Genomic DNA, 26,543 nt, shown 5'->3' on the forward strand with positions numbered 1-26,543 from the left:
TCATCATTCCTCTCCTTCGACTGCCGGTTGCACAACGATGCTCCGGGGTGGGAGAGCCGTCCATCCCATTAGCTGGCATCAGGGCTTTTCCGGCATGGCCGACGGCCTGCCTTTCTACACCCGCGCCGATTATGAGAGCTATCTGAAGCGCCTCGCCCTCTACCCCAAGCAGAATGGCGACGGCATGGCGATCACCCGCCAGGCGATCGAGGGCGGCTATGTGCTGCCCTGTTCGGTGCTGGGCGGCTTTGCCAAGGGGATCAGCGGCATCGTCGCGGGGCCGCCGCAGGGCACGCGCTTCTACGAACCCTTCACCCGCACCAAGCCGCGCGACATCAGCGATGCCGACTGGGCGGCGCTGCAGGCGCGCGCGGTGGCGGTGATCCGCGATGTCATTACGCCCGAATATGGCAAATGGCATGACCTGTTCGTGGCCGACTATCTGCCCAAATGCCGCAAGAGCGACAGCGCATCGACCTTGCCGGGCGGGGCGGCCTGGTATGCCAGTCGGGTGCGCACCCACACCACCACCGACCTGACGCCGGATCAGATCCACCAGATCGGGCTGGATGAGGTCGCCCGCATCGGCAAGCGGATGGACGAGATCGCGGCCAAGGCCGGCTATCCCAGCCGCGCCGCCTTCATCCAGCATCTGCGCACCGATCCCAGCTATTACGCGAAGACGCCCGAGGAACTGCTGCGCGTCGCCGCGCGCCAGGCCAAGACGATCGACGGCCTGCTGCCGCGCTATTTCGCCACGCTGCCTCGCCTTCCCTATGGCATCAAGCCGATCCCAGGGGCCGAGGCGGAGGGGACGACCACCGCCTATTATGGTCCCGGCGCGCCCGAAGCGGGGATTTCCGGCACCTATTGGGTCAACACCTCGAAGCTCGACCAGCGGCCCTTCTGGGAATTGCCGGCGCTGACCGCGCATGAGGCGGTGCCGGGCCATCACAACCAGATCGCGCTGCAGCAGGAATTGCCGCTGCCGCCCTTCCGCAAATATCTCGCCGGCTTCACCGCCTATGTCGAGGGCTGGGCGCTCTACACCGAATATCTGGGTGAGGAGATGGGACTCTACGACACGCCCGAGAAAATGATGGGCCGCCTGTCCTACGAGATGTGGCGCGCCTGTCGCCTGGTGGTCGACACCGGCATCCATGCCAAGGGCTGGGACAAGGCGAAGGCGGTCGCCTTCATGAAGGCGAACAGCGCCCTGAGCGACGCCAATATCGATGCCGAGGTCAATCGCTACATCAGCTGGCCGGGACAGGCGCTGGGCTACAAGCTGGGCGAGATCAAGATACGCGAACTGCGGGCGCGGGCGGAACAGCAGCTTGGTCCCAAATTCGACCTGCGCCGCTTCCATGACGCGGTGCTGTCGCAGGGGGCGGTGCCGCTCACCGTGCTGGAAAACCAGATCGACGGATGGATCGCCGCGGAAAAGGCGCGCTGAGAAGAGCGCCGATAAAGGCAAGATATGGGGCGGGGCGGGCGTGATTTCCACGCCCCGCGCACAATAAAAGTGCGGCCCTCGTGCGCGTCGCTGCGAATGATTTTCAGTAAGAAAAAATGGCGGAAATAAAGGCGGTTTCGACCATTTTGTCCCTTTGACTTGGCGGTGGCAATCTGTATTGCCACCGCTCATCGGGACACACTTGCTTCGACCATAGGTTGGGGCGCCTCCCTCCACCTTGCCGCGTCTTCGTGGCTTCTGGTGGGAACGCGACGCTTCCTTCCGCATGGCCGGGCCTATGCGAGGAGACGCATATCTTATGACCGCCACCGGACAGGATACTCTCGGCACGCGCGACACGCTCAATGTCGGCGGCAAGGACATCGCCTATTATTCGTTGGAAAAGGCCGCTGCGAAGCTTGGAGACGTTTCGCGCCTGCCTTTCTCGATGAAGGTGCTGCTCGAAAATCTGCTGCGCTTCGAGGATGGCGTGACCGTCACCACCGACGACATCAAGGCGATCGTCGACTGGCAGAATGACAAGGGCAAGGCCGAGCGCGAGATCCAGTATCGCCCGGCGCGCGTGCTGCTGCAGGACTTCACCGGCGTGCCCTGCGTCGTCGACCTGGCCGCCATGCGCGACGCGATGAACGCGCTGGGCGCCGACGCCAGCAAGATCAACCCGCAGGTGCCCGTCCACCTCGTCATCGACCATTCGGTCATGGTCGACGAGTTCGGCACGCCCCGCGCGTTCCAGGACAATATGGAGATCGAATATCAGCGCAACATGGAGCGCTACGACTTCTTGAAATGGGGCAGCAAGAGCCTCGCCAATTTCTACGCCGTGCCGCCGGGCACCGGCATCTGCCATCAGGTGAACCTGGAAAATATCGCGCAGGGCGTCTGGTCGAGCGAAGGCGCTGATGGTGCCACCATCGCCTATCCCGACACCTGCGTCGGCACGGACAGCCACACCACCATGGTCAATGGCCTTGGCGTGCTGGGCTGGGGCGTGGGCGGGATCGAGGCGGAGGCCGCGATGCTGGGCCAGCCCGTCTCCATGCTGATCCCCGAAGTGGTCGGCTTCAAGTTTACCGGCAATTTGAAGGAAGGCGTGACCGCCACCGATCTGGTGCTGACCTGCACCCAGATGCTGCGCGCGCGCGGCGTGGTCGGCCGCTTCGTCGAATATTTCGGCTCCGGCCTTGCTACGCTCAGTCTCGCCGATCGCGCGACGCTGGCCAATATGGCGCCCGAATATGGCGCGACCTGCGGCTTCTTCGGCATCGACGACAAGACGCTGGACTATATGCGCCTGACCGGCCGCAGCGACGAGAATATCGCTCTGGTCGAGGCCTATGCCAAGCAGCAGGGCTTCTGGATCGATCCGTCGGTCGAGCCGATCTTCACCGATACGCTGGAACTCGACCTGTCCACCGTGGTGCCCAGCCTGGCCGGTCCCAAGCGCCCGCAGGACCGCGTCGCGCTTCCGCAAGTGGACGACGTGTTCAACGCGGACATGGAGAAGACCTATAAGAAGGCGCAGACCCGCGTTCCGGTCGAGGGCAAGGATTATGACATTGGCGACGGCGACGTCACCATCGCCGCGATCACGAGCTGCACCAACACCTCCAACCCCAATGTGCTGATCGCCGCCGGCCTGGTCGCCAAGAAGGCGAACGAGCTGGGCCTCAAGCCCAAGCCCTGGGTCAAGACGTCGCTGGCGCCGGGTAGCCAGGTCGTCACCGACTATCTGGAAAAGGCGGGCCTTCAGGCGCATCTCGACGCGATCGGCTTCAACCTCGTCGGCTATGGCTGCACCACCTGCATCGGCAATTCCGGCCCGCTGGCCGAGCCGATCAGCAAGGCGATCAATGAAAATGGCCTGGTCGCTGCCGCCGTCATTTCGGGCAACCGCAACTTCGAAGGTCGCGTCTCGCCCGACGTGCGCGCCAACTTCCTCGCTTCGCCGCCGCTGGTCGTCGCCTATGCGCTCAAGGGCACGGTGATCGAGGATTTCATCACCACCCCGATCGGCACGAGCAAGGATGGCGAAGCGGTCTATCTCAAGGACATCTGGCCGACCAATGACGAGGTCGCGACCACCCTGGCGGGGGCGGTCGACCGGGAGATGTTCCGCGCCCGCTACGCCAATGTCTACAAGGGCGACGCCCATTGGCAGGCGATCGAGGTCACGGGATCGGACACCTACAAGTGGCGCGCCGGGTCGACCTATGTCGCCAACCCGCCCTATTTCGAGGGGCTGACCATGACCCCGGCGCCGGTCACAGACATCATCGGCGCCATGCCGCTGGCGATTTTCGGCGACTCGATCACCACCGACCACATCTCGCCGGCCGGTTCGATCAAGGCGACCTCGCCCGCAGGCAAGTGGCTGAGCGAGCATCAGGTCGCCCAGGCCGACTATAACAGCTATGGTTCGCGTCGCGGCCATCATGAAGTCATGATGCGCGGCACCTTCGCCAATATCCGCATCAAGAATCTGATGCTCGACGGCGTCGAAGGCGGCATGACCAGCTATCAGGGCGAAGTCATGCCGATCTATGACGCGGCGATGAAGCACAAGGCCGACGGCACGCCGCTGGTCGTGATCGGCGGCAAGGAATATGGCACCGGATCGTCGCGCGACTGGGCGGCCAAGGGCACCAACCTGCTCGGCGTGCGCGCCGTGATCGTCGAAAGCTTCGAGCGCATCCACCGCTCGAACCTGGTCGGCATGGGCGTGTTGCCCCTGGTGTTCAAGGACGGCCAGACCCGCGACACGCTGGGCCTCAAGGGCGATGACAGCTTCACCATCACCGGTGTCGCCGACCTCAAGCCCCGCCAGGATGTCGAAGTGCAGGTCACCCGCGCCGACGGTTCGACCTTCAGCTTCACCGCGCTCTGCCGCATCGATACCGTCAACGAGCTGGAATATTTCCTCAACGGCGGCATCCTGCAATATGTGCTGCGCAAGCTGGCGGCCTGAGCGCTTGATCGGTTGACGCGCTGAGCTAAGGAATGAGGGCTCTCTCCGTGAGGAGGGAGCCCTTTTCATTTGGGGTGGATGGTGGCGCTGTTCGTGGAGATCGTCGGCTGGGCCGGCGCGATATTGGTGCTGATCGCCTATGTCGGCGTCTCGACCGGGCGGCTGTCGGGCGGGTCGGCGACCTTCCAGTGGCTCAACGCCATCGGCGCTGCCTTCTTCATCCTCAACACCTGGTGGCATGGCGCCTTCCCGTCGATGGTGCTCAACATCATCTGGGCGGTCGTCGGCTTTTCCACCCTGTGGCGCATCTTCCGTCGGAGAATGTCCCCGTCATGACCCGCTTCATCGATCTCAGCCACGCCATCGAACATGGCATGACCACCTATAAGGGCGTCGCCGCGCCGCATATCTGCGATTACTGGACCCGCGAACAGTCGCGCGCCAACTATGCCGATGGCAGCGCCTTCCAGATGGGGCGGATCGACATGGTGTCGAACACCGGCACCTATCTCGATGCGCCGTTCCACCGCTTCGAGGAGGGCGATGACCTCTCGATGCTCGATCTCGACCGGCTGGTCAGCCTGCCGGCGATCGTCGTGCGGCGGCGGTTCGACGCAGTGGGCCTCGCCACCGACGCCGCCGATCTCGACGGCATCGACGTCGCCGGCCGCGCGGTGCTGGTCCACACCGGCTGGGACCGGCACTGGCGCACGCCGGCCTATTTTGAGGATCATCCCTTCCTGACCGAAGCGGCGGCGCAGATGCTGGTGGCGCGCGGCGCCCGGCTGGTCGGCATCGACAGCCATAATATGGACGATACCCGCCCCGGCACCGGTCGCCCGGTCCATCGCGAGCTGCTGGGGGCCGGCGTGCTGATCTGCGAGCATATGACCAATCTCGGCGCGCTGCCGGATGCGGGCTTCGCCTTCACCGCGGTGCCGCCCAAGATCGTCGGCATGGGCACATTCCCGGTGCGGGCCTTCGCGCAAGTCGATCCGGCATGATCTTGTGATGTCGCGCTGAAGCATGACATCGCTGTTAGGCTTCGGCTTTCACTTGAACTGAGAGGCGTTAGCGCCGATACTATGACGATCGGCCGAGAAAGGCCGTCCAAGGAGATTTTACCCATGGCCAATTGGTCCGACCCCCGTTCCGACATCGCAGGCTTTGGCAATGCCAGCGCCGCGCGCAGCGAGGCGTTCGATGCCGGGCTGCGCAAATATATGCTGTCGGTCTATAATTATATGGCGAGCGGCGTGCTGCTGACGGGCATCGTCGCGCTGCTGTTCGCGCAGAGCGGCCTTGCCTATCAGGTGTTCGCCGGTCCCGGCATCCTGAAATATATCGTGATGTTCGCGCCGCTGGCCTTCGTCATGGTGCTGAGCTTCGGCATCAACAAGCTGTCGACCTTCGCCACCCAGGCGCTGTATTGGGCCTATGCGGCGGTGATGGGCGTGTCGCTGTCCTACATCTTCCTGGCCTATACCGGCACCTCGATCGCGCAGACCTTCTTCGCGACCGCTGCGGCCTTCGCCGGCCTCAGCCTGTTCGGCTACACCACCAAGAAGGATCTGTCGGGCTTCGGCACCTTCCTGATCATGGGCGTGGTCGGCCTGTTGGTCGCCAGCCTGATCAACCTCTTCCTGCGCTCCAGCATGATGGATCTGGTGATCAGCGCCGTCGGCGTGCTGCTGTTCGCGGGCCTCACCGCCTATGACACGCAGAAGATCAAGAGCATCTATGCCTATGTCGCCGGCACGGAGATGATGGGCAAATCGGTGGTGATGGGGGCGCTGAACCTCTATCTCGACTTCATCAACATGTTCCTGTTCCTGCTGCGCCTGTTCGGCGATCGTCGCTGATAGCGGTCGAACGGAAAGTCAAAAAAGGCCCGGCGGACATCTCCGCCGGGCCTTTTGCTTTGTGGGGAAGGGGACTGCCTCAGCCCTGTTTCTGCATCTCGGCGATCAGGGCGTTGTCCATCTCTTTCTGCCTCTTATAGGCCGGGCGTTCGCGCAGCCGGGCGGCATAGGCCTCGAATGCCGGGCGGCTGGGGATGGTGCCGAAGCTGAGCCCCCAGTCGATCTGCGCGCCGACATAGACGTCCGCTGCGGTGAAGGTGCCGCCGCAGATCCAACTGCGGCCAGTGACCGCCGTTTCCAGCGTGTCGAGCGTGTCATCGAGCGAGCCATAGCCCGCGCTGCGCTCGCGTCCTTCGGGCAGGACGAATCCCATCGCCTTGTTGGTGACGGCGGCCTCCACCGGACCGGCAGCGAAGAAGAGCCAGCGATAATAATCGGCCCGGTCATCGGTCGCCGGCGCCAGGCCGGCGGCGGGGAAGGCATCGGCCAGATAGGCGCAGATGGCGGCGCATTCGGTCACCACCTTGCCGCCATGGACGATCGCCGGCACCTTGCCCATCGGGTTGATCGCGCGATAGTCGGCGGTCTTCATGCCGCCGGCATAATCCAGCACCACCGCCTCATAGGGGGCGCCGACCTCCTCCAGCATCCATCGGGCGATCTGCCCGCGCGACATGGGGTTGGTATAGAGAAGAACCGGGTCCGCCATTGTGCATCCTCCTTGGAAAGTGGCCGGAACATATCATGAACGATATGCTCCGGCCAGCCAGATCATTGGGCCGGTGCGCTGGCCGCCGCCGCCGGCTTGTCGCGATAGCGATCGAACCAGGCGATGATCGCCGCCGCCTTGGCCGCCGATTGCGACGGGCGGGCGGCGATGCCGCCATGGCTCGCGCCTGGCACCTTCACCAGCGCCGTCGGCACGCCCCGTATCTGCAGCGCGCCATAATATTGCTCCGCCTCGCTGACCGGGGTGCGATAATCCTCGCTGCCCACGACCACCAGGGTCGGCGTCTTGACGTTGCCAACCAGGCTGAGCGGCGAGCGGTTCCAATAGCCCATCGGATCTTCCCAGGGCTTGGCCGGGAACCAGTAGCGCGAGGTGAAGAGGGTATTGTCCATGGTCAGCGCCTCGCTGATCCAGTTTATCACCGGCTTCTGCGTCGCGGCACCCTTGAACCGGTCGGTTTTGCCGATGATCCAGCTGGTCAGCACGCCGCCGCCCGAACCGCCGGTGACGAACAGATTGTCCGGATCGGCCACGCCCGTAGCGATCGCGGCATCGACCGCAGCCATCAGGTCGCCATAGTCGTCGCCGGGATATTTATGATGGATCAGCTGGGCGAATTCCTCGCCATAGGAGGTGGAGCCGCGCGGATTGGTGTAGAGCACGGCATAGCCGGCTGCGGCATAAAGCTGGTCGTCGGTCGAGAAATGCGGGCCATAGGCGGTGTGCGGACCGCCATGGATTTCCAGCAGCAACGGCACGCGGGTGCCGGGCTGATAGCCGGGCGGGGTGACGAGCCAGGCCGGCACGGTGCGGCCGTCGGGCGCGGTGACGGCCAGTTCCTTGACCTGGCCCAGCGCTTTGTGGCCCAGGAAATCCTCGTTGAGGCGGGTGAGCTGGCGGCTCTTGCCGCCGCTGCTGACCGACAGGTCGGCCGGGCGCAACGCCGATCCGCTGGTGAAGGCGAGCGTGCCATTGGCTGCGACGCTGAAATCGCCGCCGCTATAGGGCCGGTCGAACGCCGTGCCGGTAAGGCCGCTCGCCAGTTCGGTGACATGGCCGTCGAGGCTGATGCGGGCAAGGCGGTTGACGCCGCGCTCGTCATATTGGGCGTAGAGCGACTTGCCGTCGGCCGCCCAATAGGCGCGATCGATGCTGCGGTCGAAACTGGCGGTGATCGCATGGGCGCCGCTGCCGTCGCGGTTCATGATGTAGAGATAAGTGTTCTGGTAGGACAGGCGCTTGTCGTCATAGCCGAGATAGGCGATCTTGCTGCCGTCCGGCGAGACGACCGGCGCGACATCGGGACCGTCGCGGCTGGTGAGCGGGCTGATCGCGCCCGAGGCGATGTCGAGCGTGTAGATTTCCGGATCGAATATCTTCTGCTGCCAGTCGGGCTTGCGCACCGCGCTGAACAATATGGCGCGGCCATCGGGCGTCCAGCTCAACGGGCCGCCATCCTGATAATCGCCAAAGCTCAGCTGCCGCGCCGGGCCGCCATCGGCCGCCACCAGGAAGATATGGTCATAGCCGGCCTGGACATAGCCGCCGCCATCATTGCGATAATCGACCCGGTCGATCACCTCCAGCGGCTTGGCCCATTCGGCACCCTCCGGCTTGTCGGGCGCCTTGCCCAGCTTCATCGGGTCGGCGGGCACGCGCATGATATAGGCAAGGGACTTGCCGTCGGGCGACCAGGTGACCGACTGCGGACCGTCGGGCAGGGTGGTGACGCGCACGGTCGCGCCGGTGTCGAGCCAGCGCACGAACAATTGCGGCTTGCCCGCATCGGCGGCGATATAGGCGATGCGCTTGCCATCGGGCGACCAGCGCGGCTGGCTGGCGTCGGCGACCAGCGGGCGCTGCGCGCCGGTGGCGGTGTCGACCAGCCAGATCGCGCCCTTCTGCCGGTCGGTCATGATGTCGCCCTGGCGGCGGACATAGGCGACGCTCTTGCCGTCGGGGCTGATCTGCGGATCGGTGGCGACCTGCAGCGCGAAGATGTCGCGGCCCTCGAACCTGGACGACGGGGCGGCCGATTGGGCGGCGAGCGGCAGGGGGGAGAGGGCGGCGCCGAGCAGCAGCGCGGCCAGTAGCTTGTGTCGCATGAAAACCTCGAAACGGAAGAATGGCGCGAGACTTGCCGGATTTTCCTTTCGTTTCAAGTGCAAGTCGTGGCCGGGGCGCGATAGCTGGCGCCGCGCCCCGACCAGAGCTTCAGCAGCCCGCGCCCATCGCGCCGGCCAGCATGCCACCAAGGCCGCCCTTGCATTTCTTCTTCTTGGGCGGGGGATTGTCGCCCGAGGCCTCGGCGCTGTCGTCACTGCCCTGGCTCATCATCGATCCCATGTCCGGGCCATTGAGCATCCACATGGTGTTGGAGCGATAGCGCACGCGGGTGATCCATTCCGGTTTCCAGGCGATCTTGGGATCGGCCGGGCGCGGCGGATAGGCGAAATTGGCTTCCGGGCCATAGGCATAGAGGCTGCCCATCAGCATGTCGCCGCCCGACTGCACCACCTGCGACGGCACGGTGCAACTGGTCTGGCTGGGCGGCATGACGATCTTGTCGCCGATCAGCTTGCGCACGGCACCGGGGGAAAGCCAGTCCCACACCGGCCCGCCAAAGGCCTGGCTGGCCGAGGAGGCCCACCACACCATGTCGCCGCCCTGCTTGGCCGCGAACACCCAGGCATAATAGCCGGTCGCATTGGGCACCGCGTTCCAGCTCAGCTGGGTGGCGCCGCCCGCCGCCGGGCTGGCGCGGCCCGTGATCGGCGGCATGAAGTCCTGGTTTAGCGCGAACTTGATTTCGGGCGAATAATTGCCGGCGATGCGATGGTCGCCGATCAGCGAGGAATTGCCCGACAGCGTCTTGCGCGTCTGGCCATTGGGCCATTCGCCATAGGTCTTGCTGTTGGTGAAGCGGACCTGCCATTCCTGCGGGATCGTCGCGCCGGTCATGTAGAGGCCGGGCGGAAACTGGCCGCGCGCGACCTTGGCGAAATCGATCACCACCGGCTGGTTCGGCCCGGCAGTCGCGCCGCATCCCCAATAGATGAGCAGCCGCCCCTTGGGCTTCTCACCGGGCAGCGCCGGCTCGTCGCTCGGCGTGACCTTTGGCGTGACCAGCGGGACGGAGGCGCCCAGCCGGGCGCCGGCGGGCATATAATGTTCGGCCGCCGGCGAGCCGCTCGCGGTCTGGGTCGATCCCAGGCGCAGCACCAGTTCATGGATCGGCTGGTTGCCGCCGCCCATCATCATCGACATGGCCCCGCCCATGCCACCGCCGCCCGCCATTGCGGCCATGCCGGACATGGTGCCGGCATCCATCGAATAGCGGGCGATCGGTCCGCCGGCCTGCTGGCTGGCGCCGGGCGTGGCGAGAAGGACGAAGCTGAAGCTGAGCAGCGCGGCGCGTGGCGCGGCGGACCGCAGATGAAGCGAAGTGGACATGCATTCCCCTATGAAAGCGTGGAAGACATGCGACCTTTCTGTTCTGGAGTCGGCTTAGCAGAATTTAAGGGGGGCGGGGAGAGGGGGGGGCTTTGATGGCCGGCGACCTGCCTTCCCGTTTTAGCTTTTGTCAGCCTTGCCCTTGCCCTTGCCCTTGCCGCTGGCCGGGAAATAGCCGCCGCAGCGCCGTGTGCCATACAAAGTGGAACCGGTGCCGAATGTCGCGGGAGTAAAGGCGACGGCCTGCACCGGCACGCTGACGCCGGGCACGCGGCGCGCCAGCATGGTCTGCACGGCGGCGATCTGGGGCGCATCCACCGGCGCAAAGATCGGTCCCTGCGGCAGGTCGAAATAATCGACGAAGCCGCCGCCGCGAATGCTGGTATTGCCTGATGCGATCGCCTGCCTGGTCAATTGCTGCCGATGGGAGAGCGCGTCGAACCGGCCGAGATAGACGACCTGGCCCGGCTTCGCCTCGAACTGGAACGAGGCGGCGTTGAAGCAGAGCGCCCAGCTATCCTGCTGCGAATAGCTGCGCACGACCCAGCGCCCCGGCTTGACGGGAACCATCAGATAGCCGTCGAGGAAATTCTTCTGCTTGGCTTCGAACAGCGCGGTGCCGCTGAAAGGCCCACTGGAAAGCCGGGCTTCCGCATCGACATAGGTGGAGAGCAGCAGCTTGAATGCCGAGTGCATCGACGGCGCCGGTTGCCACCAGTCGGTCTTGATGATGACCAGCGCCTCTTCGGATTGGGGTGTGAGGATGATCTGGCCGGGCGCCTTGGCGTTGGCGACATGCGGCGATAGCGCGCCGCCCAACGCAACAACTGCACCGAGCGCTGCCGCCCATTTTCCAATCATGACCATGTTTTCCCCAATCCCTGCGGACCCAATCCGTCCTGCCGATCTGACCGCAATTCCCTAATAATTGCGCAACGGCCGCCGCGCGCATGTGGGGCGGGGGAATCAGGTCCGCGCGAACTGCCCATGGCGCAGGAAATACGCGACCTGATCGGCGACGGGGCGGGTGTAGATCATTGCGGTATGGGCAACGGGCAGGGTGATATGGTCGCCTTCGCCCGGACAATGGGTGGCGGCGACGCTGACCTTGCCGTCATTGGGTGCGCGGAAGATGCGGCTGGGGAGCAGGCCGCTCATTGGCCGGTCGCCCGCGATGATGCCGAGCGGATAGTCGACCTCGCCAAGGGCCGCCTGGGTGGCGCCATCCCGGCGGGTGCGCAACAGGGCGCCGGCCTGGTTCAGGATCAGCGGGTGAAGGCGCAGGCGGTAGAGAAGGTCGGCAATCTCGCTGCCGCCATGGGGCGTGCCGAGCATCACCACGCGGCCCAGATGCTCGGGGCGATGCTGGGCGAGCCAGGCGCGCAGCATCAGGCCGCCCATCGAATGACCGACGCAATGGACGGTCTGGGCGGCATAGGCCGGGCTGGCGCTGATGCGGGCGTGGAGATGATCGATGACGCGGGCCAGCGGCCAGCGCCAACTGGGATAGCCGATATTGGCGACGTTATACCCCTCGCCGCGCAGCCGCCGAGCAAGCAGCGCGGTCTGCACCTGATGGCCGCCAAAGCCGTGGAGAAGGATGACGGATTGGGTGTGGGGCAGCATGGTGGCATGGGTGTCATGCTAAGCTGACGCAGGCAAGGGCATGTGGGTGTAGGGGGAGGGCGCTGACCACCAGAAGCGGCTGTAAATTCCTCCCCGGCAAGGTTGGGCAGAGGCACGCGACTCTGCCGAAGGGGACCACGAGGTGGTGGAGGGGGGGCGCCCTATCGAGAGGGGGATACCCCTCCGTCTGGCCTTCGGCCATCCACCTCCCCTTGCAGGGGAGGATGGTCTGCAAGCGACCAAAACCAGACGCTCTACGCATTCATTTTGTGAGTGGAAGTGGACACTATTTGTCGAGGCCTGAAACGGCAGCGTCGCGAAGACGCTTCATAACGGCAAACTGGCGATCACCTGCTGCGAAATGCTCTGCCAACGAATCTACGGGCTTTTCTGCCGCAATAGGCTGAGGTGCAGGCGTGCCCGGAGGGGGCGGAGGTGGTGGTGGAGGCCCAAAACAATGAAATACGGTGTTCGCATCTCGCTTGGCGCGATCTGCAACCGCCTTGTTGTAGTCCGCTAACAAGTTCGCTTTTCGGAGGGACTTGATGAACGATGTATCACGGTCTTTCCGAGCGGCGACGTAGGTTTCAACCTCCTTGGGAGCGCAGCGTGGCACTACGAAAATTTGATATTCTTCGACCGCGTAGCGAAAAGCTGCCCGCGACTCTTCGTCGGGTAACCGGGCGGCGCTAGCCTGCTGAGCAGATAGCAAGCAAATGACAGCTATCGATATTATTCGTTTCATTCAATTGCCCTCAGGTCGGCGCATCGGCGGAAATTACCACCTGAATGTCAACTGTCCAATTCTGTATCATCGATACCCGTCAGTCCGCTATCCACCCAACTTCGTCATCCCAGCGAAGGCTGGGATCTCACTTCCTTCTGGGTTCTGAGAAGAACAGAGAGATGCCAGCCTTCGCTGGCATGACGGGATAAGGACCTGTCCGAAATCCACCCAAATTCGCCTTCCCTTTTCTTCTCTGCGGCTCCGCGTGATTCATTTTCGCGCGGAGCCGCGGCGGCACGGAGGCAGTGGGGAGCGGCTAACCGCCTGTGCGGCAATGACGGCAAAAGAGAGGGGCGTAGCGGCGCGGGGATGCGGCTCTTTGTGGCGCGTGCCCCTCCACCGTGCTGCGCACGGTCCCCCTCCCCGTGCCGGGGAGGAACAAAAAAAAGGCGGCCCTCTCGAGCCGCCTTTTCCATGTGTTTGTGAAACCGCTTATTTCGTGCCTTCCGGCGTCTTGGCCTTGCCGCCCTTCTTGCCGCCCTTCTTGGGCGCGGCGGGGGTGATCTGGAAGGCGAGCGCCTCGTCCTTCATATGGACATGGACCTCGCCGCCATGGACCAGCTTGCCGAACAGCAGTTCCTCGGCCAGTGGCTGCTTGATCTTTTCCTGCATCAGGCGGCCCATCGGGCGGGCGCCATAGAGCTTGTCATAGCCCTTCTTGGTGAGCCAGGCCTTGGCATCCTCGTCGAGCGTGATGTGGACGTCGCGGTCGGCCAGCTGCAGTTCCAGTTGCAGCACGAACTTGTCGATGACGCGGGCGACGATTTCCGGCGGCAGATAGCCGAACGGCACGATCGCATCGAGGCGGTTGCGGAATTCGGGGGTGAAGAGCTTCTTCACCGCGTCTTCCTGCACATCCTCGCGGGTCAGCTCGCCAAAGCCGATCGATTCCTTCGCCATGTCCGACGCACCGGCATTGGTGGTCATGATGAGGATGGTGTTGCGGAAATCGACGGTCTTGCCGTGGTGATCGGTCAGGCGGCCATTGTCCATCACCTGCAACAGGATGTTGAACAGGTCGGGATGCGCCTTCTCGATCTCGTCGAGCAGCAGCACGCTGTGCGGCTGCTGGTCGACGGCATCGGTCAGCAGGCCACCCTGGTCATAGCCGACATAGCCCGGAGGGGCACCGATCAGGCGGCTGACCGAATGGCGCTCCATATATTCCGACATGTCGAACCGCTGCAGCGGGATGCCGAGCAGGGTCGCGAGCTGGCGTGCCACCTCCGTCTTGCCGACGCCGGTGGGGCCGGAGAAGAGATAGTTGCCGATCGGCTTGTCGGGATCGCGCAGACCGGCGCGCGACAGCTTGATCGCGGACGACAGCACCTCGATCGCCTGATCCTGGCCGAAGACGACGCGTTTCAGATCGGTGGTCAGCGATTCCAGCACGCTCTTGTCGTCCGACGACACGGTCTTGGGCGGGATGCGCGCCATGGTGGCGATGACCGCTTCGATCTCCTTGGGGGTGATCGTCTTCTTGCGCTTGGAGGGCACCACCAGCATCTGCATCGCGCCGACCTCGTCGATCACGTCGATCGCCTTGTCAGGCAGCTTGCGGTCGTTGATGTAGCGGGCCGACAACTCGACCGCCGCCTTGATCGCGTCCGGCGTATATTTGACGTGATGATGTTCTTCGAACGCGGTGCGCAGGCCGGTCAGGATCTTGATCGTATCCTCGACCGAAGGCTCGTTCACGTCGATCTTCTGGAAGCGACGCAGCAGCGCACGGTCCTTCTCGAAATGATTGCGGAATTCCTTGTAGGTGGTCGAACCGATGCAGCGGATCGTCCCGCCCGACAGGGCCGGCTTCAGCAGGTTCGAGGCGTCCATCGCGCCGCCGCTGGTCGCGCCGGCACCGATCACGGTGTGGATCTCGTCGATGAAGAGGACGGCGTGCGGCATCTTCTCCAGTTCGGTGACGACCGCCTTCAGCCGCTCCTCGAAGTCGCCGCGATAGCGGGTGCCGGCCAGCAGCGCGCCCATGTCGAGCGAATAGATGACCGCTTCCTTGAGCACGTCGGGCACTTCGCCCTCGACGATCTTGCGCGCCAGGCCTTCCGCGATCGCGGTCTTGCCGACGCCCGGATCACCGACATAGAGCGGGTTGTTCTTCGAACGGCGGCACAGGATCTGGATGGTGCGGTCGACTTCCGACGACCGGCCGATCAGCGGATCGACCTTGCCGCGTTCCGCCTTCTCGTTGAGGTTGACGGTGAACTGCTCCAAGGCACTGTCCTTCTTGCCCTTGCCGTCCTGCACCTTCTTTTCCTCCTCGGCTGCCCCCTTGGTCTCCTGACGCTCGGGCGTGGGCGTGCCCTTGCCGACGCCGTGGCTGATATAGCTGACGGCATCGAGGCGGCTCATGTCCTGCTGCTGCAGGAAATAGACGGCATAGGATTCGCGTTCGGAGAAGAGCGCGACGAGGACATTGGCGCCCGTCACCTCATCCTTGCCGGACGACTGGACATGGAGGATGGCGCGCTGGACGACGCGCTGGAAGCCGCTGGTGGGCGAGGGGTCGCTGGCGCCCTCCACCTTCAGGCTGTCGAGTTCGGTGTCGAGATACTGGGTGACGGCATCGGCCAGTTCGCCCAGTTCCACGCCGCACGCCTGCATCACCTTCGACGCATGTTCATCGTCGATCAGCGCGAGAAGCAGATGCTCCAGCGTCGCATATTCATGCTTGCGCTCGGACGCATGGGTCAGCGCATTGTGCAGGGTGGTTTCAAGGGCGGCTGCGAAAGATGGCATGTCTTTTCTACTCCTGGCCCCGGTTAGGGGCTGACTTGAACCTTATGTCGGCATTGCTCGACGACGGTTCAAGGGAGAGGCCCTGACCGCCGGAATTGCCAGACTGCCCATGCCCGGTGGAGCCCTTGGTCGGGCCGTCAGGGGCGAGGCGCGGGTTCATCGCTTGAATAACGCCTCGGCAGTTGCCTTATGGTTAACGGCGCTTTCAATTTTTGTTCGAGTGCGGGTGATTTCGGTTTCCAGCGCCCTGATGCGCGCTTCCAGTTCCGCAACGGATAGGGGACCCAGATCCTGTCGGAGCAGTTGGGCCAGCGGATCATCGGCCTTTCTCGGCAGATCATTGTCCATGTCCATAAAGGGTAATGTTGACCCTGTAGGCTAGTCTGTCAATAAGAAGCGAAGCTCCGTCCGTCGATTTTGGGTGCGGCGCAATATCTCTGGCCCGGGGGGGCACATATGATCCTCGACAGTTTCACGATTCCATCGCAGATGACGGCCATCGGCATCCCGGTGCCGGGCGGTCCCGACGCCCTGGTGCCCGAACAGCGGCCGGTGCCGGTACCCGGCGAGGATGAGGTGCTGATCCGCGTCGCCGCCGCCGGCGTCAACCGGCCCGACGTGCTGCAGCGGCAGGGCAAATATCCGCCGCCGCCCGGCGCATCCGACATTCCTGGACTCGAAGTGGCGGGCACGATCGTCGCTGCCGGCCGGTCCGCCGACATGCTGGTGGGCCAGCGCGTCTGTGCGCTGCTGCCGGGCGGGGGCTATGCCGAATATGCGATTGCCCCGGCCGGCCAGTGCTTGCCGGTGCCGGCGGACTATGACCTGGTCGAGGCGGCGGCGCTGCCCGAAACCCTGTTCACCGTGTGGACCAACCTGTTCGAGCGCGCCTATGTGGTCGGCGGCGACCGGGTGCTGGTTCATGGCGGCACCAGCGGCATCGGCACCATGGCGATCTCGCTCTGCCGCCTGTTCGACATAGAGATCATCGTTACCTGCGGCAGCGACGACAAATGCGCGCAGGCGCTCGAATGGGGCGCTTCCCATGCGATCAATTATAAGAGCCAGGACTATGTCGCCGAGGTGAAGCGCATCACCGGCGGGCAGGGGGTGCAGGCGGTGCTCGACATGGTCGGCGGCGACTATGTCCCGCGCAACATCGAATGCATGGCGGAAGATGGCCGCCATGTGTCGATCGCGGTGCTGGGCGGGGCCAAGACCAGCATCTTCCTGCCGACGGTGATGTCCAAGCGACTGACCCTGACCGGATCGACGTTGCGGCCGCGCTCCTCGGGCTTCAAGAGCCTTGTCGCGGACGAGATCATGCGCACCGTCTGGCCCTTCGTCGAACAGGGCAAGCTGCGCCCGGCGATGGACCAGCGCTTTGCCCTCGCCGACGCGGCCAAGGCCCATGCCCGCATGGATGCGGGCGAACATTTCGGGAAGATCGTGCTGACGGTGTGAGGAGCGGCGGGGAAACCCGCCAAACCGTAGCATTTCCGTCATATTCGGTGCGGAGTTGTAACAGAGCGGCGCTAAGGATTCGGCCTCAAGGACAACAGCCCTTGAGGACGTAGACATGAACGCCATCACGCGCTTGCCCTTCCTGAGCGAACTGGAAGAGGGGGCTGACGACCGCTTCCACATCCCTGAACGGGAAGGCGCGCGTCGCCGCTATCGCACCATCTGGATTTCCGACATCCATCTGGGCACGCGCGGCTGCAACGCGACGATGCTGATCGATTTCCTGGACAGCGTCGACAGCGACACCATCTATCTGGTCGGCGACATCATCGACGGCTGGCGGCTCAAGAAGCGCTTCTACTGGCCGGCCGCGCATAATGACGTGCTGTGGCGGATCATGAAGCGGGCCAAGCGCGGCACCCGTGTCGTCTATATCCCCGGCAATCATGACGAGATGTTCCGCCAGTTCACCGGCATGAATTTCGGCGGGGTCGAGATCCGTCGCAAGGCGATCCACGAGACCGCCGACGGGCGCAAGCTGCTGGTGCTGCATGGCGACGAGTTCGACACGATCATGCTGGCGCATCGCTGGCTCGCCTTCGTGGGGGACGCGGCATACACCACCCTGATGCGCCTCAACGTGGTGGTCAACGCGGTGCGCCAGCGCATGGGCCTGCCCTATTGGTCACTGTCCAAGATGGCCAAGCACAAGGTCAAGAATGCCGTGTCCTTCATCTCCCGCTTCGAGGAAGTGGTGGCGCATGAAGCCGGCGCGCGCGGCGTCGACGGCGTGGTGTGCGGCCATATCCACAATGCCGAGATGCGCGAGATCGAGGGCATCGAATATTATAATGATGGCGACTGGGTGGAGGGCTGCACCGCGCTGGTCGAACATGCCAGCGGCGCGATGGAGGTGCTGCACTGGGCCGACGAGATCGCCAAGCGCGGCGAAAAGACGCCGGCGCTGATGGCGGCCTGACGCGGAGAGGGGCCATGCGGATCGCGATCGTCACCGACGCCTGGACGCCGCAGGTCAATGGCGTGGTGCGCACGCTGCAGACGATCCAGGCCGAACTGGAGCATATGGGCCATGAGGTGAAAGTGATCTCGCCCGATCTCTATGGCTCCATTCCCTGTCCGACCTATCCCGAAATCCGGCTGGCACTGGTGCGATCGGGCGTGGTGGGGCAGGCGATCGCCGCCTTCCGTCCCGACGCCGTCCATCTGGCGACCGAAGGGCCGCTCTGCTTTGCCGCCCGGCGCTGGTGCCTGCGCGGCAACGTGCCTTTCACCACCGCCTATCACACCCATTTTCCCGATTATGTGTCGCAGCGCACCGGCCTGCCGGCGGCCTGGTTCTGGCGCTATATTCGCTGGTTCCACGGCCCGGCACAGGCTGTGCTGGTGTCGACCCGGTCGGTGCGGCAGCAATTGCGCGCCCATGGCGTCGCTAATGTCCGCAAATGGGGCAGGGGCGTGGACCTCAAGACCTTTGCTGGCGATCTCGCCCCCTCGGCCCTGCTGGCGGATTTGCCGCGCCCGATCCAGCTCTATGTCGGCCGGGTCGCGGTCGAGAAGAATCTCGAGGCCTTCCTCGCCAGCGAGCATCCCGGAACCAGGGTGATCGTGGGCGACGGCCCGGCGCGCGGGGCGCTGGAACGGGCTTATCCCGACGCCCGTTTCCTGGGTGCGCAGTTCGGTGCCGATCTGGCGGCGATCTATGCCGGCGCGGACGTGTTCGTTTTTCCCAGCCGCACCGACACGTTCGGGCTGGTGATGATCGAGGCGCTGGCCGCCGGCACGCCGGTCGCGGCCTATCCGGTCACCGGGCCGATCGATATCGTCACGCCGGAAACCGGCGCGCTGTCGGAGCGGCTGGAGGATGCCATCGCCGCAGCGCTGCTGTGCGATCGGGCTGCCTGTGCCGCCTATGGCCGCAGCTTCAGCTGGGAACGCAGCGCGCAGGAATTCCTGGCCGGATTGCATCCGATCGATCCGGTGGTGATGGACAGCGCCGCCTGACGCTTTTCCTTGCCGCAAGCCCCGCGATGCTCTATCCCTGACATGTCGTGGCCGCCCTACTTGGGCGGCCCTTATCGTTTTTAGAGCCGGAGAAGACCCCGTGTCCCAGCCCCTCATGCCCCATGCGACCGCCAGCTGGCTGGTCGACAATAGCGCTCTGAGCTTCGACCAGATCGCGGAATTTTGCGGGCTCCACATCCTGGAAGTCCAGGCCATCGCCGATGACACTGCCGGCATCAAATATACCGGCCGCGATCCGGTGCGCGCCCATGAAATCACCATGGACGAAATCCACAAGGGCGAGAGCAATCCCGACTATAAGCTCAAGATGCTCAAGGGCCCCGAACCGGTCCGCCGCACCAAGGGGCCGCGCTACACCCCGGTCAGCAAGCGCCAGGACAAGCCCGATGGCATCGCCTGGATCCTGCGCAACCATCCGGAGATTTCGGACGGCGCCATCGGCAAGCTGATCGGCACCACCCGCACCACCATCGCCGCGATCCGCGATCGCAGCCACTGGAACATCTCCAACATCACGCCCAAGGATCCGGTGACGCTGGGCCTGTGCTCGCAGCGCGAACTGGATGCGCTGGTCAGCAAGGCGGCGAAGAAGGCCGGCATCGAGATGCCGACCGATTCGCGTCTGGATGGCGATCGCGAGGCGCTGATCGAGGAACTGCGCCGCGAGCGCGAGGACAATGCGCGCCGCATCGAGCAGGCGCTCAAGAGCGAGTCCGAGCTGATTTCGGGCGCCGCGACGATCCTCGATCCGTTCAGCAGCAACAAGGGCGAGGTCTGAAGACGTAGCGTCATCCGACGCTCTTTCCGACCCGCTGCGATGCAGCATTTTCAAGGGCCGCGCCGGCTTTCCGGCGCGGCCTTTTTGCTACAATCCAGACACAGGTTGACGCTTGCGTAAAGCGCTCGGGCCACTTACACTTCTGTAAATGGAGAGCAGAGAAAAGATCTGGCGCGAGCATTATCAGCACCCTACGCCGTGGGAGCAGACGTTCCCGCCGATGTCGATGGGGGACATGGTAACGCAGAGCGCCACCGCCCACCCGCAGGCCCACATGATCGACTTCATGGGGCGCAAGTTCAGCTATGGCGCGATGATGGACGACATCAGGCGCATCGCCTGTGGTTTGCAGGCCATGGGCGTGAAGAAGGGGGATCGGGTCGGTCTCTACCTGCCCAACACCCCCCATTATGTCGCGGCCTATTATGGCGCGCTGCTGGCCGGCGCGATCGTCGTCAACTTCTCCCCCCTCTACACAGCCGCCGAACTGGAGCATCAGGTCGAGGATAGCGGCACCAAAATCCTGTTCACCCTGTCGGCCAAGGCATTGCTGCCGACCGCGCTCAAGGTGCTGGACAATAGTAGCCTCGAAAAGCTGGTAGTCGGTTCGATCGCCGAGGTGCTGCCGACTGCCAAGAGCATCCTCTTCCGCCTGTTCAAGCGCGGCGAGACGACGCCGCTGCCGCATGATCCGCGCGTCATCCGCTATGACCGGCTGATCGCCAATTCCGGCGAATGCATCGTGGCCGACATCGATCCGGTCAACGACGTCGCGCTGCTGCAATATACCGGCGGCACCACCGGCACGCCCAAGGGCGCGATGCTGACCCACCAGAATCTGACCGCCAATGCGCGCCAGGCGCAGGGGATCGACCCGCATGCGGGCGAGGGCGACGACCGCATCATCGCGGTGCTGCCCTTCTTCCACGTCTTCGCCAATACCTGCACGCTGAACCGGACCGTGATGAATGGCGGCGAGATGGTGATGCTGCCCCGTTTTGAGGCGGTGCAGGTGCTTTCGGCAGTGCAGCGGACCAAGGCGACGTCGCTGCCCGGCGTGCCGACCATGTATCAGGCGCTGCTCGATCATCCGGCCCTGCCGAACATCGATTTCTCGTCGCTGCGCACCTGCATTTCGGGTGGCGCGCCGCTGCCGATGGAGGTGAAGCAGAAGTTCGAGGCGGTGACCGGCGCACGGTTGATCGAGGGCTATGGCCTCACCGAAACCAGCCCGATCGTCTGTGCCAATCCCTATGAGGGGCTGAACAAGACCGGCACCGTCGGCCAGCCCGTGCCCGGCACCCGCGTCAAGATCGTCAGCCGCGAGGATCCGACCCAGCCCCCGCCCGAGGGCGAGCCGGGCGAACTGATGTTTGCCGGCCCGCAGATCATGAAGGGCTATTGGAACCGGCCGGACGCGGATGCGCAGGTGTTCGTGGGCGAGTTCCTGCGCACCGGCGATGTCGGCGAGGTTGATGACGACGGCTATGTGCGGATCGTCGATCGGCTCAAGGACATGATCGCCGTCGGTGGCTTCAAGGTCTTCCCGAGCCAGGTGGAATCGGTCCTCTATCATCATGAATCGGTGAAGGAAGCGCTGGTGATCGGCGTGCCCGACCGTTATCGCGGCGAGCAGCCCAAGGCGTTCGTGACCCTGAATGAAGGCGCGACCATCGACGGGCCGGGGCTCAAGGACTGGCTCAACCCGCAACTGGGCAAGCATGAGCGGGTCTGCGAGGTCGAGGTGCGGGCCAGCCTGCCCAAGACGCTGGTCGGCAAGCTGTCGCGCAAGGAACTGGTCGCCGAAGAACGTGCCAAGGCCGAACAGGCGATGGCCCAGAATGCGGCGCAGACTGGAACCGCGGCCTGATTGCTCCTATCTAGCGCGCCAAAGCTGGATAAGGATTATCGATATATGGCGCAGGAAATCGCAACGCTGGCTGGTGGCTGCTTCTGGTGTACGGAAGCAGTCTACCAGACGCTTAAGGGCGTGGAATCGGTCCAGAGCGGCTATATCGGCGGGACCAAGGTCGATCCGACCTATGAGGAGGTCTGCACCGGCAATACCGGCCATGCCGAAGCGATCCGCATCGCCTTCGACCCGGCCGTCATCAGCTATGCCGACCTGCTCGACATCTTCTTCGCCACCCACAATCCGACGACGCTGAACCGCCAGGGCAACGACATCGGGACGCAATATCGTTCGGCGATCTTCCCCCATTCGGCCGAGCAGCAGGCGGAGGCGCTGGCCGGCATCGCGCGTGCACAGGTGGACCAGGTCGATCCGGTCGTGACCGCGATCGAGGCGGACGCCCCCTGGTATCCGGCCGAAGACTATCACCAGAAATATTGGGAACGGGTCGGCGACCAGAATCCCTATTGCATGGCGGTGATCCCGCCCAAGCTGGCCAAGCTGCGCAAGGGTTTTGCCGCCCGCATCGAGGAATAATCCTCGGCCTGGCCGATTTCCCGACGGCTCGTCCCGTTTCGCCGCGTTCTTAGCTTATGGTTAATGTCGACCATGGCAGATGCAGCGCAACGGACGAGTCGGGGGACTTTGAAATGACCAAGACGATCATGCTGCTGGCGCCGGCGATGCTACTGATGCTGCCGGGTTGCATCGCCAGGACGGCGGTGGATATCGTGACCCTGCCGGTGCGCGCAGGTGCGCAGGCGGCGGACTGGGCGACGACCAGCCAGGACGAGGCCGACCGCAATTATGGCCGCAAGATGCGCAAGCAGGAGGCCGAGGAAGGCAAGGCGCGCAAGAAGGCCGACGAACAGCGCCGCCGCGAATGCCGCAAGGCCGGTTACGACAATTGCGGCTGAGCCCCGAAATTCGTCAGATCGACCGGTCAGGCCGCGGCGCGGCGTAACCGGTCGTTGATGGCGGTGCCGATCCCCTCGTCGGGGATGGGCGCGACCGCGATCCGCTCCTGGGTGCTGGCGTCGGCGACGTGCAGCGCCGCGAACAGATTGGCCGCCGCCTCGCGCAGATCCGCGTCGACACTCAGGTTCAGATGGCAGGGCATCAGCCCGAAGCCGATCAGATATTCATCCTTCTCCGCTCGCAGCGCGTTGAGCCGCACCGGTTTCGACGGCGCATAATGGCTTTCGAGCTGGCCGGGCGCTTCGATCTTCGCATTGTCCTTCCCCGTGATGACCGGCAGGCCGCTTGCCTCCTCCAGCAACGCGGCCGTCACCGGGCCGGGGCGCAGCAGGCGGATGCGGTCCGCTTCGGGCGCGGCAATGGTCGATTCCAGCCCTTCGCTGGTCGGGCCTTCGTCCAGGATCATGCGGATCTTGCCGTTGAGGCTCGCCAGCACATGCTCGGCCCGGCTGGGGCTGATCGATCCGCTGCGATTGGCCGAAGGCGCAGCCAGCGGCCGGCCGCTCTCGCGGATCAGCGCTCGCATCGCCGGATGGGCCGGCAGGCGCAGCGCCACGGTCGGCAGGCCGGCCATCACCAGCGGCGACAGGCCGCTATCGGCCCGCACCGGCAGCACCATGGTCAGCGCGCCCGGCCAGAAGCGGGCGGCAAGCTGTTCGGCCTGGGGCGAGAAATCGGCCAGCCGCCGCGCCATCTCCATGTCGGCGACATGGACGATCAGCGGGTTGAAGCTGGGCCGCCCCTTGGCGCTGTAGATGCCCGCGACCGCCTGGGAATCGGTGGCATCGGCCGCCAGGCCGTAGACGGTTTCGGTGGGAACGGCGACGGGCTCGCCGGCGCGGATCAGCAAGGCTGCCTCGCGAAGCGCTTCCGCGCCATAGCGGCAGACCCTGGTGGAAAAGGCTGGATTTGGGATAGTCACGACCCCCGCGATATAGACCCCGGAACGCTGCAGTAAAAGGCCATTGCGACAGTGACATGACATTGTTGGCAAAGCTTGCCGCAACGGCGCGGCCCGGCTAATCCCGCGCCATGAACGACGCCCTGCTGACCCGTATCGCCGAAGCGCTGGAACGGCTCGCGCCGCCGCCGGCTTCCTCTGCCGACCTTGCGGCTGCTCCTGCCTATGTGTGGGACGGAGTGGCGATCCGCGCGGTGGATGCGTTCGACCCGGTGGATTATGATCTGCTGACCGGCATTGATGCGCAGAAGAGCGCGCTGCTGGACAATAGCCGTCGCCATGCCGCCGGCCATGCCGCGCATGACGTGTTGCTGTGGGGCGCGCGCGGCACCGGCAAGTCGGCGACCGTCGCATCCGTGGTGGGCAAGCTGCAGGCTGAAGGGCAGGACATCGCCCTGCTGCAATGCGCGATCGATGAACTGGCCAGCCTGCCGGCGCTCTTCACCCTGCTGCGCAGCACGACCCGGCCCTTCATCCTGTTCCTCGACGATCTGGGCTTTGACGAAGGCGTGGGCGATGCTCGTGCGTTGCGTTCGCTGCTCCAGGGCGGCACCGCCGCGCGTCCGGCCAATGTCCGCCTCTATGTGACGTCCAACCGCCGCCATATCGTGCCGCGCAACCTGTCGGAACAGGATGATCCGATCAATCCGCGCGACGTGGTCGATGACAAGATGGCGCTGTCGGACCGGTTCGGCCTCAGTCTCGGCTTCCATGCGCTCGACCAGGACGCCTATGTCGCCATTGTCGAGGGCTATGCCCAGGCGCTGGGCCTCAGCGTCGAGCCGCTCGACGCGATCCAGTGGGCAACCCAGCGGGGCAGCCGCTCGGGCCGCGTTGCCTGGCAGTATGTGGTCGAACTTGCCGGCCGTCACGGCCTTTCGGTTTGATCCCCTCTTGGTCTGATTCTCAGTCGCCGTCCTTTTCGGCGAGGCTCAGAAATTCGTCGACCAATCGGTCCAGTTCCTTGCGACAACGCGGCGGATCGACGGCGGTGTCGCACAGTTGCGCGGCATCGGCCATCGTCTTGATGACGCGGGCCAGGCTCAGCGTGTCGCTGTGACGCTGGCGGTGGGCGAGGGCGGCGAAGGTGTTGAAATACATTTCCGCCAGCCGGCGGTCATGCTCCAGATCATAGCCTTGTCGTCGGTCCGGCTGGCCCAGCGCTTCCATGCGCAAGTGATGAAGGGATCGCCGCGCGCTGTCCGCCCGCAGCTGATATAGCTCCGCCGGTTCGATCGGTTTCATCTTGGACGCCTGTCGCATCGCGTATCAGCGCGCGAACGGGGCAATATATCCCGGCTGTTGCCCGGCCGAAATTAAGCGTCTGGTCTTGCGAACAAGTTTTTTCGACGATTGGGCCGGGCGCCCAAGATTATTGTGCGCGGGTCACCCGCCAGACGACACCGCCGACATCGTCCGCCACCAGCAGTGCGCCCTTGGCGTCCACGGTCACGTCGACCGGGCGTCCACGCGCCGCGCCCTGCGCGTCGAGGAAGCCGGTCAGCACGTCGGTCGGCTTGGCCTTGCCGACTTCGCCATTATCTTCGAACGGAATGAACACGACCTTGTAGCCGGCGGCCGGCTTGCGGTTCCAGCTGCCATGCAGGCCGACAAAGGCGCCATTGCCATAAGCGGCGCCAAGCTGCGCATCCTTGGAGAAACTGAGGCCCAGCGGCGCGACATGGTTGCCCAGCGCATAGTCGGGACGCTTGGTATATTCGCGGATTTCCGGCCGCTGCGGCTGGACCCGGCGATCCTCATAGCCGCCCCAGTAATTCCACGGCCAGCCATAGAAGGCACCGAATTCGACGCGGGTCAGATAGTCGGGAACCAGGTCGCCGCCCAGCATGTCGCGCTCATTGACCACGCCCCATAGCACGCCGCTCCTGGGTTCGAACGCCAGGCCGACCGGATTGCGCAGGCCCGACGCATAGATGCGATAGTCGCCGGTCTTGGGATTGACCTCCAGCACGGCGGCGCGGTTCGCTTCGCTTTCCAGGCCATTTTCGCCGATATTGCTGTTCGATCCGACGCCGACATAGAGCAGCCCGTTGGGGCCGACGGTCAGACTGCGGGTCCAGTGCATGTTCGGCGCCTGGGCGGGCAGGTTCAGGATCTTGCGACCCTTGTCGCTGATCTTGGTCTCGCCTTCCTTATAGGGGAAGGCCATCAGCGCATTGGTGTTCGCGACATAGAGGGTGTCGCCGATCAGCGCCATGCCATAGGGCGAATAGAGGCCGCTCAGGAACACCGTCTTGGTGTCCGCCTTGCCATCGCCATCGGTGTCGCGCAGCAGGCTGATGCGGTCGGGCGAGGGGACGCCGGCGCCGGCCTTGTTCATCAGGAAATTCATCACGCGGCTGACGATGCCGGTCTGCGGGCGGGGCTGGCTGTTGGTCTCTGCCGTCAATATGTCGCCATTGGGCAGGCGCAGCAGCGATCGCGGATGGGTCAGCCCCTCGGCGAAGCGCTCGACCACCAGCCCCTTGGCGGCGACCGGCTTCTCGCCAGCTTTCCACGGCTTCACTTCGGCGATGTTGACCGTCGGGAAGAACTCGTTGCGCGGCGTGGTGAAGCGCGGTTCCCGGCCGACATCGGCGCCGGCCGGCAACTGGGCCGTGTCGCCCTGCGCGAAATAGAGGAAGGCGCCGCCGGCAATGACCAGCGCGACGAGGGGGATGGCGATGAAATGCTTCTTCATGTCGCCACATCTATGCGGCGATGCGACGCCCGGCAAGGCGCTCCGTTGC

23 protein-coding genes are annotated in these 26,543 nt (G+C 64.5%); 13 read left to right on the forward strand and 10 right to left on the reverse strand.

Annotation, left to right across the window (positions count from 1 at the left end):
• The 5 genes from AC0KVN_RS23180 to AC0KVN_RS23200 all read left to right on the forward strand — a co-directional run.
• The coding region (locus tag AC0KVN_RS23180) for a DUF885 domain-containing protein (protein ID WP_483656408.1) at nucleotides 1-1,456 on the forward strand (1,456 nt) is incomplete at its 5' end.
• Nucleotides 1,457-1,775: 319 nt separating this feature from the next.
• A complete protein-coding gene (gene acnA / locus AC0KVN_RS23185; RefSeq protein ID WP_435567414.1) occupies nucleotides 1,776-4,445 on the forward strand; it encodes an aconitate hydratase AcnA in 2,670 nt (889 codons plus the stop codon).
• A gap of 78 nt (nucleotides 4,446-4,523) precedes the next feature.
• Nucleotides 4,524-4,781 carry a CBU_0592 family membrane protein gene (locus AC0KVN_RS23190; RefSeq protein ID WP_374551579.1) on the forward strand — a complete coding sequence of 86 codons (258 nt, stop codon included), beginning with the start codon at nucleotides 4,524-4,526 and terminating at the stop codon, nucleotides 4,779-4,781.
• The gene (locus AC0KVN_RS23195; RefSeq protein WP_435567415.1) at nucleotides 4,778-5,449 is read left to right on the forward strand and encodes a cyclase family protein; all 672 of its coding nucleotides are present in this window, start codon (nucleotides 4,778-4,780) and stop codon (nucleotides 5,447-5,449) included. The genes AC0KVN_RS23190 and AC0KVN_RS23195 overlap by 4 nt, the downstream gene beginning before the upstream one ends.
• A gap of 123 nt (nucleotides 5,450-5,572) precedes the next feature.
• On the forward strand, nucleotides 5,573-6,307 hold the full coding sequence (locus AC0KVN_RS23200; RefSeq protein ID WP_435567416.1) for a Bax inhibitor-1/YccA family protein: 735 nt from the start codon (nucleotides 5,573-5,575) through the stop codon (nucleotides 6,305-6,307).
• Between the two features lie 79 nt (nucleotides 6,308-6,386).
• On the opposite strand, the gene AC0KVN_RS23205 is transcribed toward AC0KVN_RS23200, so the two are convergent.
• From AC0KVN_RS23205 to AC0KVN_RS23235, 7 genes are all read right to left on the reverse strand, one after another.
• Nucleotides 6,387-7,016: a glutathione S-transferase family protein gene (locus AC0KVN_RS23205; protein WP_435567417.1), complete on the reverse strand. Its 630-nt coding sequence runs from the start codon at nucleotides 7,014-7,016 to the stop codon at nucleotides 6,387-6,389.
• A 62-nt stretch (nucleotides 7,017-7,078) separates the two neighbouring features.
• Nucleotides 7,079-9,142: a S9 family peptidase gene (locus tag AC0KVN_RS23210; RefSeq protein ID WP_435567418.1), complete on the reverse strand. Its 2,064-nt coding sequence runs from the start codon at nucleotides 9,140-9,142 to the stop codon at nucleotides 7,079-7,081.
• Between the two features lie 109 nt (nucleotides 9,143-9,251).
• Nucleotides 9,252-10,490, reverse strand: a complete 1,239-nt coding sequence (locus tag AC0KVN_RS23215; protein WP_435567419.1) for a hypothetical protein — start codon at nucleotides 10,488-10,490, stop codon at nucleotides 9,252-9,254.
• A 120-nt stretch (nucleotides 10,491-10,610) separates the two neighbouring features.
• A complete protein-coding gene (locus AC0KVN_RS23220; protein WP_435567420.1) occupies nucleotides 10,611-11,357 on the reverse strand; it encodes a hypothetical protein in 747 nt (248 codons plus the stop codon).
• A 99-nt stretch (nucleotides 11,358-11,456) separates the two neighbouring features.
• Nucleotides 11,457-12,116 carry an esterase/lipase family protein gene (locus tag AC0KVN_RS23225; protein ID WP_435567421.1) on the reverse strand — a complete coding sequence of 220 codons (660 nt, stop codon included), beginning with the start codon at nucleotides 12,114-12,116 and terminating at the stop codon, nucleotides 11,457-11,459.
• Between the two features lie 1,219 nt (nucleotides 12,117-13,335).
• Nucleotides 13,336-15,657, reverse strand: coding sequence for an ATP-dependent Clp protease ATP-binding subunit ClpA (gene clpA / locus AC0KVN_RS23230; RefSeq protein ID WP_037511227.1), 2,322 nt, complete (start codon nucleotides 15,655-15,657; stop codon nucleotides 13,336-13,338).
• A gap of 156 nt (nucleotides 15,658-15,813) precedes the next feature.
• The gene (locus AC0KVN_RS23235) at nucleotides 15,814-16,011 is read right to left on the reverse strand and encodes a DUF1192 domain-containing protein (protein WP_004211362.1); all 198 of its coding nucleotides are present in this window, start codon (nucleotides 16,009-16,011) and stop codon (nucleotides 15,814-15,816) included.
• Between the two features lie 102 nt (nucleotides 16,012-16,113).
• Here AC0KVN_RS23235 and AC0KVN_RS23240 point away from each other — a divergent pair, with 102 nt between their 5' ends.
• The 7 genes from AC0KVN_RS23240 (at nucleotide 16,114) to AC0KVN_RS23270 (ending at nucleotide 22,771) form a co-directional block, all read left to right on the forward strand.
• Nucleotides 16,114-17,121: an NAD(P)H-quinone oxidoreductase gene (locus tag AC0KVN_RS23240; RefSeq protein ID WP_122129379.1), complete on the forward strand. Its 1,008-nt coding sequence runs from the start codon at nucleotides 16,114-16,116 to the stop codon at nucleotides 17,119-17,121.
• 115 nt (nucleotides 17,122-17,236) lie between these two features.
• Nucleotides 17,237-18,100 (forward strand): UDP-2,3-diacylglucosamine diphosphatase, encoded by an 864-nt coding sequence (locus AC0KVN_RS23245; protein ID WP_435567422.1) that lies wholly within the window; start codon nucleotides 17,237-17,239, stop codon nucleotides 18,098-18,100.
• A gap of 14 nt (nucleotides 18,101-18,114) precedes the next feature.
• A complete protein-coding gene (locus tag AC0KVN_RS23250; RefSeq protein WP_435567423.1) occupies nucleotides 18,115-19,143 on the forward strand; it encodes a glycosyltransferase family 4 protein in 1,029 nt (342 codons plus the stop codon).
• 115 nt (nucleotides 19,144-19,258) lie between these two features.
• Complete coding sequence (locus AC0KVN_RS23255) at nucleotides 19,259-19,942, forward strand: DUF1013 domain-containing protein (RefSeq protein WP_010337928.1); 684 nt, start codon at nucleotides 19,259-19,261, stop codon at nucleotides 19,940-19,942.
• A gap of 148 nt (nucleotides 19,943-20,090) precedes the next feature.
• Nucleotides 20,091-21,812: a long-chain-fatty-acid--CoA ligase gene (locus AC0KVN_RS23260; protein WP_026109646.1), complete on the forward strand. Its 1,722-nt coding sequence runs from the start codon at nucleotides 20,091-20,093 to the stop codon at nucleotides 21,810-21,812.
• Nucleotides 21,813-21,857: 45 nt separating this feature from the next.
• Nucleotides 21,858-22,391, forward strand: a complete 534-nt coding sequence (msrA, locus tag AC0KVN_RS23265; protein WP_004211369.1) for a peptide-methionine (S)-S-oxide reductase MsrA — start codon at nucleotides 21,858-21,860, stop codon at nucleotides 22,389-22,391.
• 113 nt (nucleotides 22,392-22,504) lie between these two features.
• Nucleotides 22,505-22,771 (forward strand): hypothetical protein, encoded by a 267-nt coding sequence (locus AC0KVN_RS23270; RefSeq protein ID WP_004211370.1) that lies wholly within the window; start codon nucleotides 22,505-22,507, stop codon nucleotides 22,769-22,771.
• Between the two features lie 26 nt (nucleotides 22,772-22,797).
• Here the strand turns inward: AC0KVN_RS23270 and AC0KVN_RS23275 are convergent, their stop codons facing one another.
• On the reverse strand, nucleotides 22,798-23,754 hold the full coding sequence (locus AC0KVN_RS23275) for an L-threonylcarbamoyladenylate synthase (RefSeq protein ID WP_159365637.1): 957 nt from the start codon (nucleotides 23,752-23,754) through the stop codon (nucleotides 22,798-22,800).
• Between the two features lie 110 nt (nucleotides 23,755-23,864).
• Here AC0KVN_RS23275 and AC0KVN_RS23280 point away from each other — a divergent pair, with 110 nt between their 5' ends.
• The gene (locus AC0KVN_RS23280) at nucleotides 23,865-24,680 is read left to right on the forward strand and encodes an ATP-binding protein (RefSeq protein WP_004211373.1); all 816 of its coding nucleotides are present in this window, start codon (nucleotides 23,865-23,867) and stop codon (nucleotides 24,678-24,680) included.
• Between the two features lie 19 nt (nucleotides 24,681-24,699).
• On the opposite strand, the gene AC0KVN_RS23285 is transcribed toward AC0KVN_RS23280, so the two are convergent.
• Nucleotides 24,700-25,038 (reverse strand): hypothetical protein, encoded by a 339-nt coding sequence (locus AC0KVN_RS23285; RefSeq protein WP_235654689.1) that lies wholly within the window; start codon nucleotides 25,036-25,038, stop codon nucleotides 24,700-24,702.
• Nucleotides 25,039-25,165: 127 nt separating this feature from the next.
• A complete protein-coding gene (locus tag AC0KVN_RS23290; protein WP_010337932.1) occupies nucleotides 25,166-26,494 on the reverse strand; it encodes a PQQ-dependent sugar dehydrogenase in 1,329 nt (442 codons plus the stop codon).
• Nucleotides 26,495-26,543: the final 49 nt, after the last annotated feature.

It is taken from the genome of Sphingobium sp. SG1 (genome assembly GCF_057063145.1).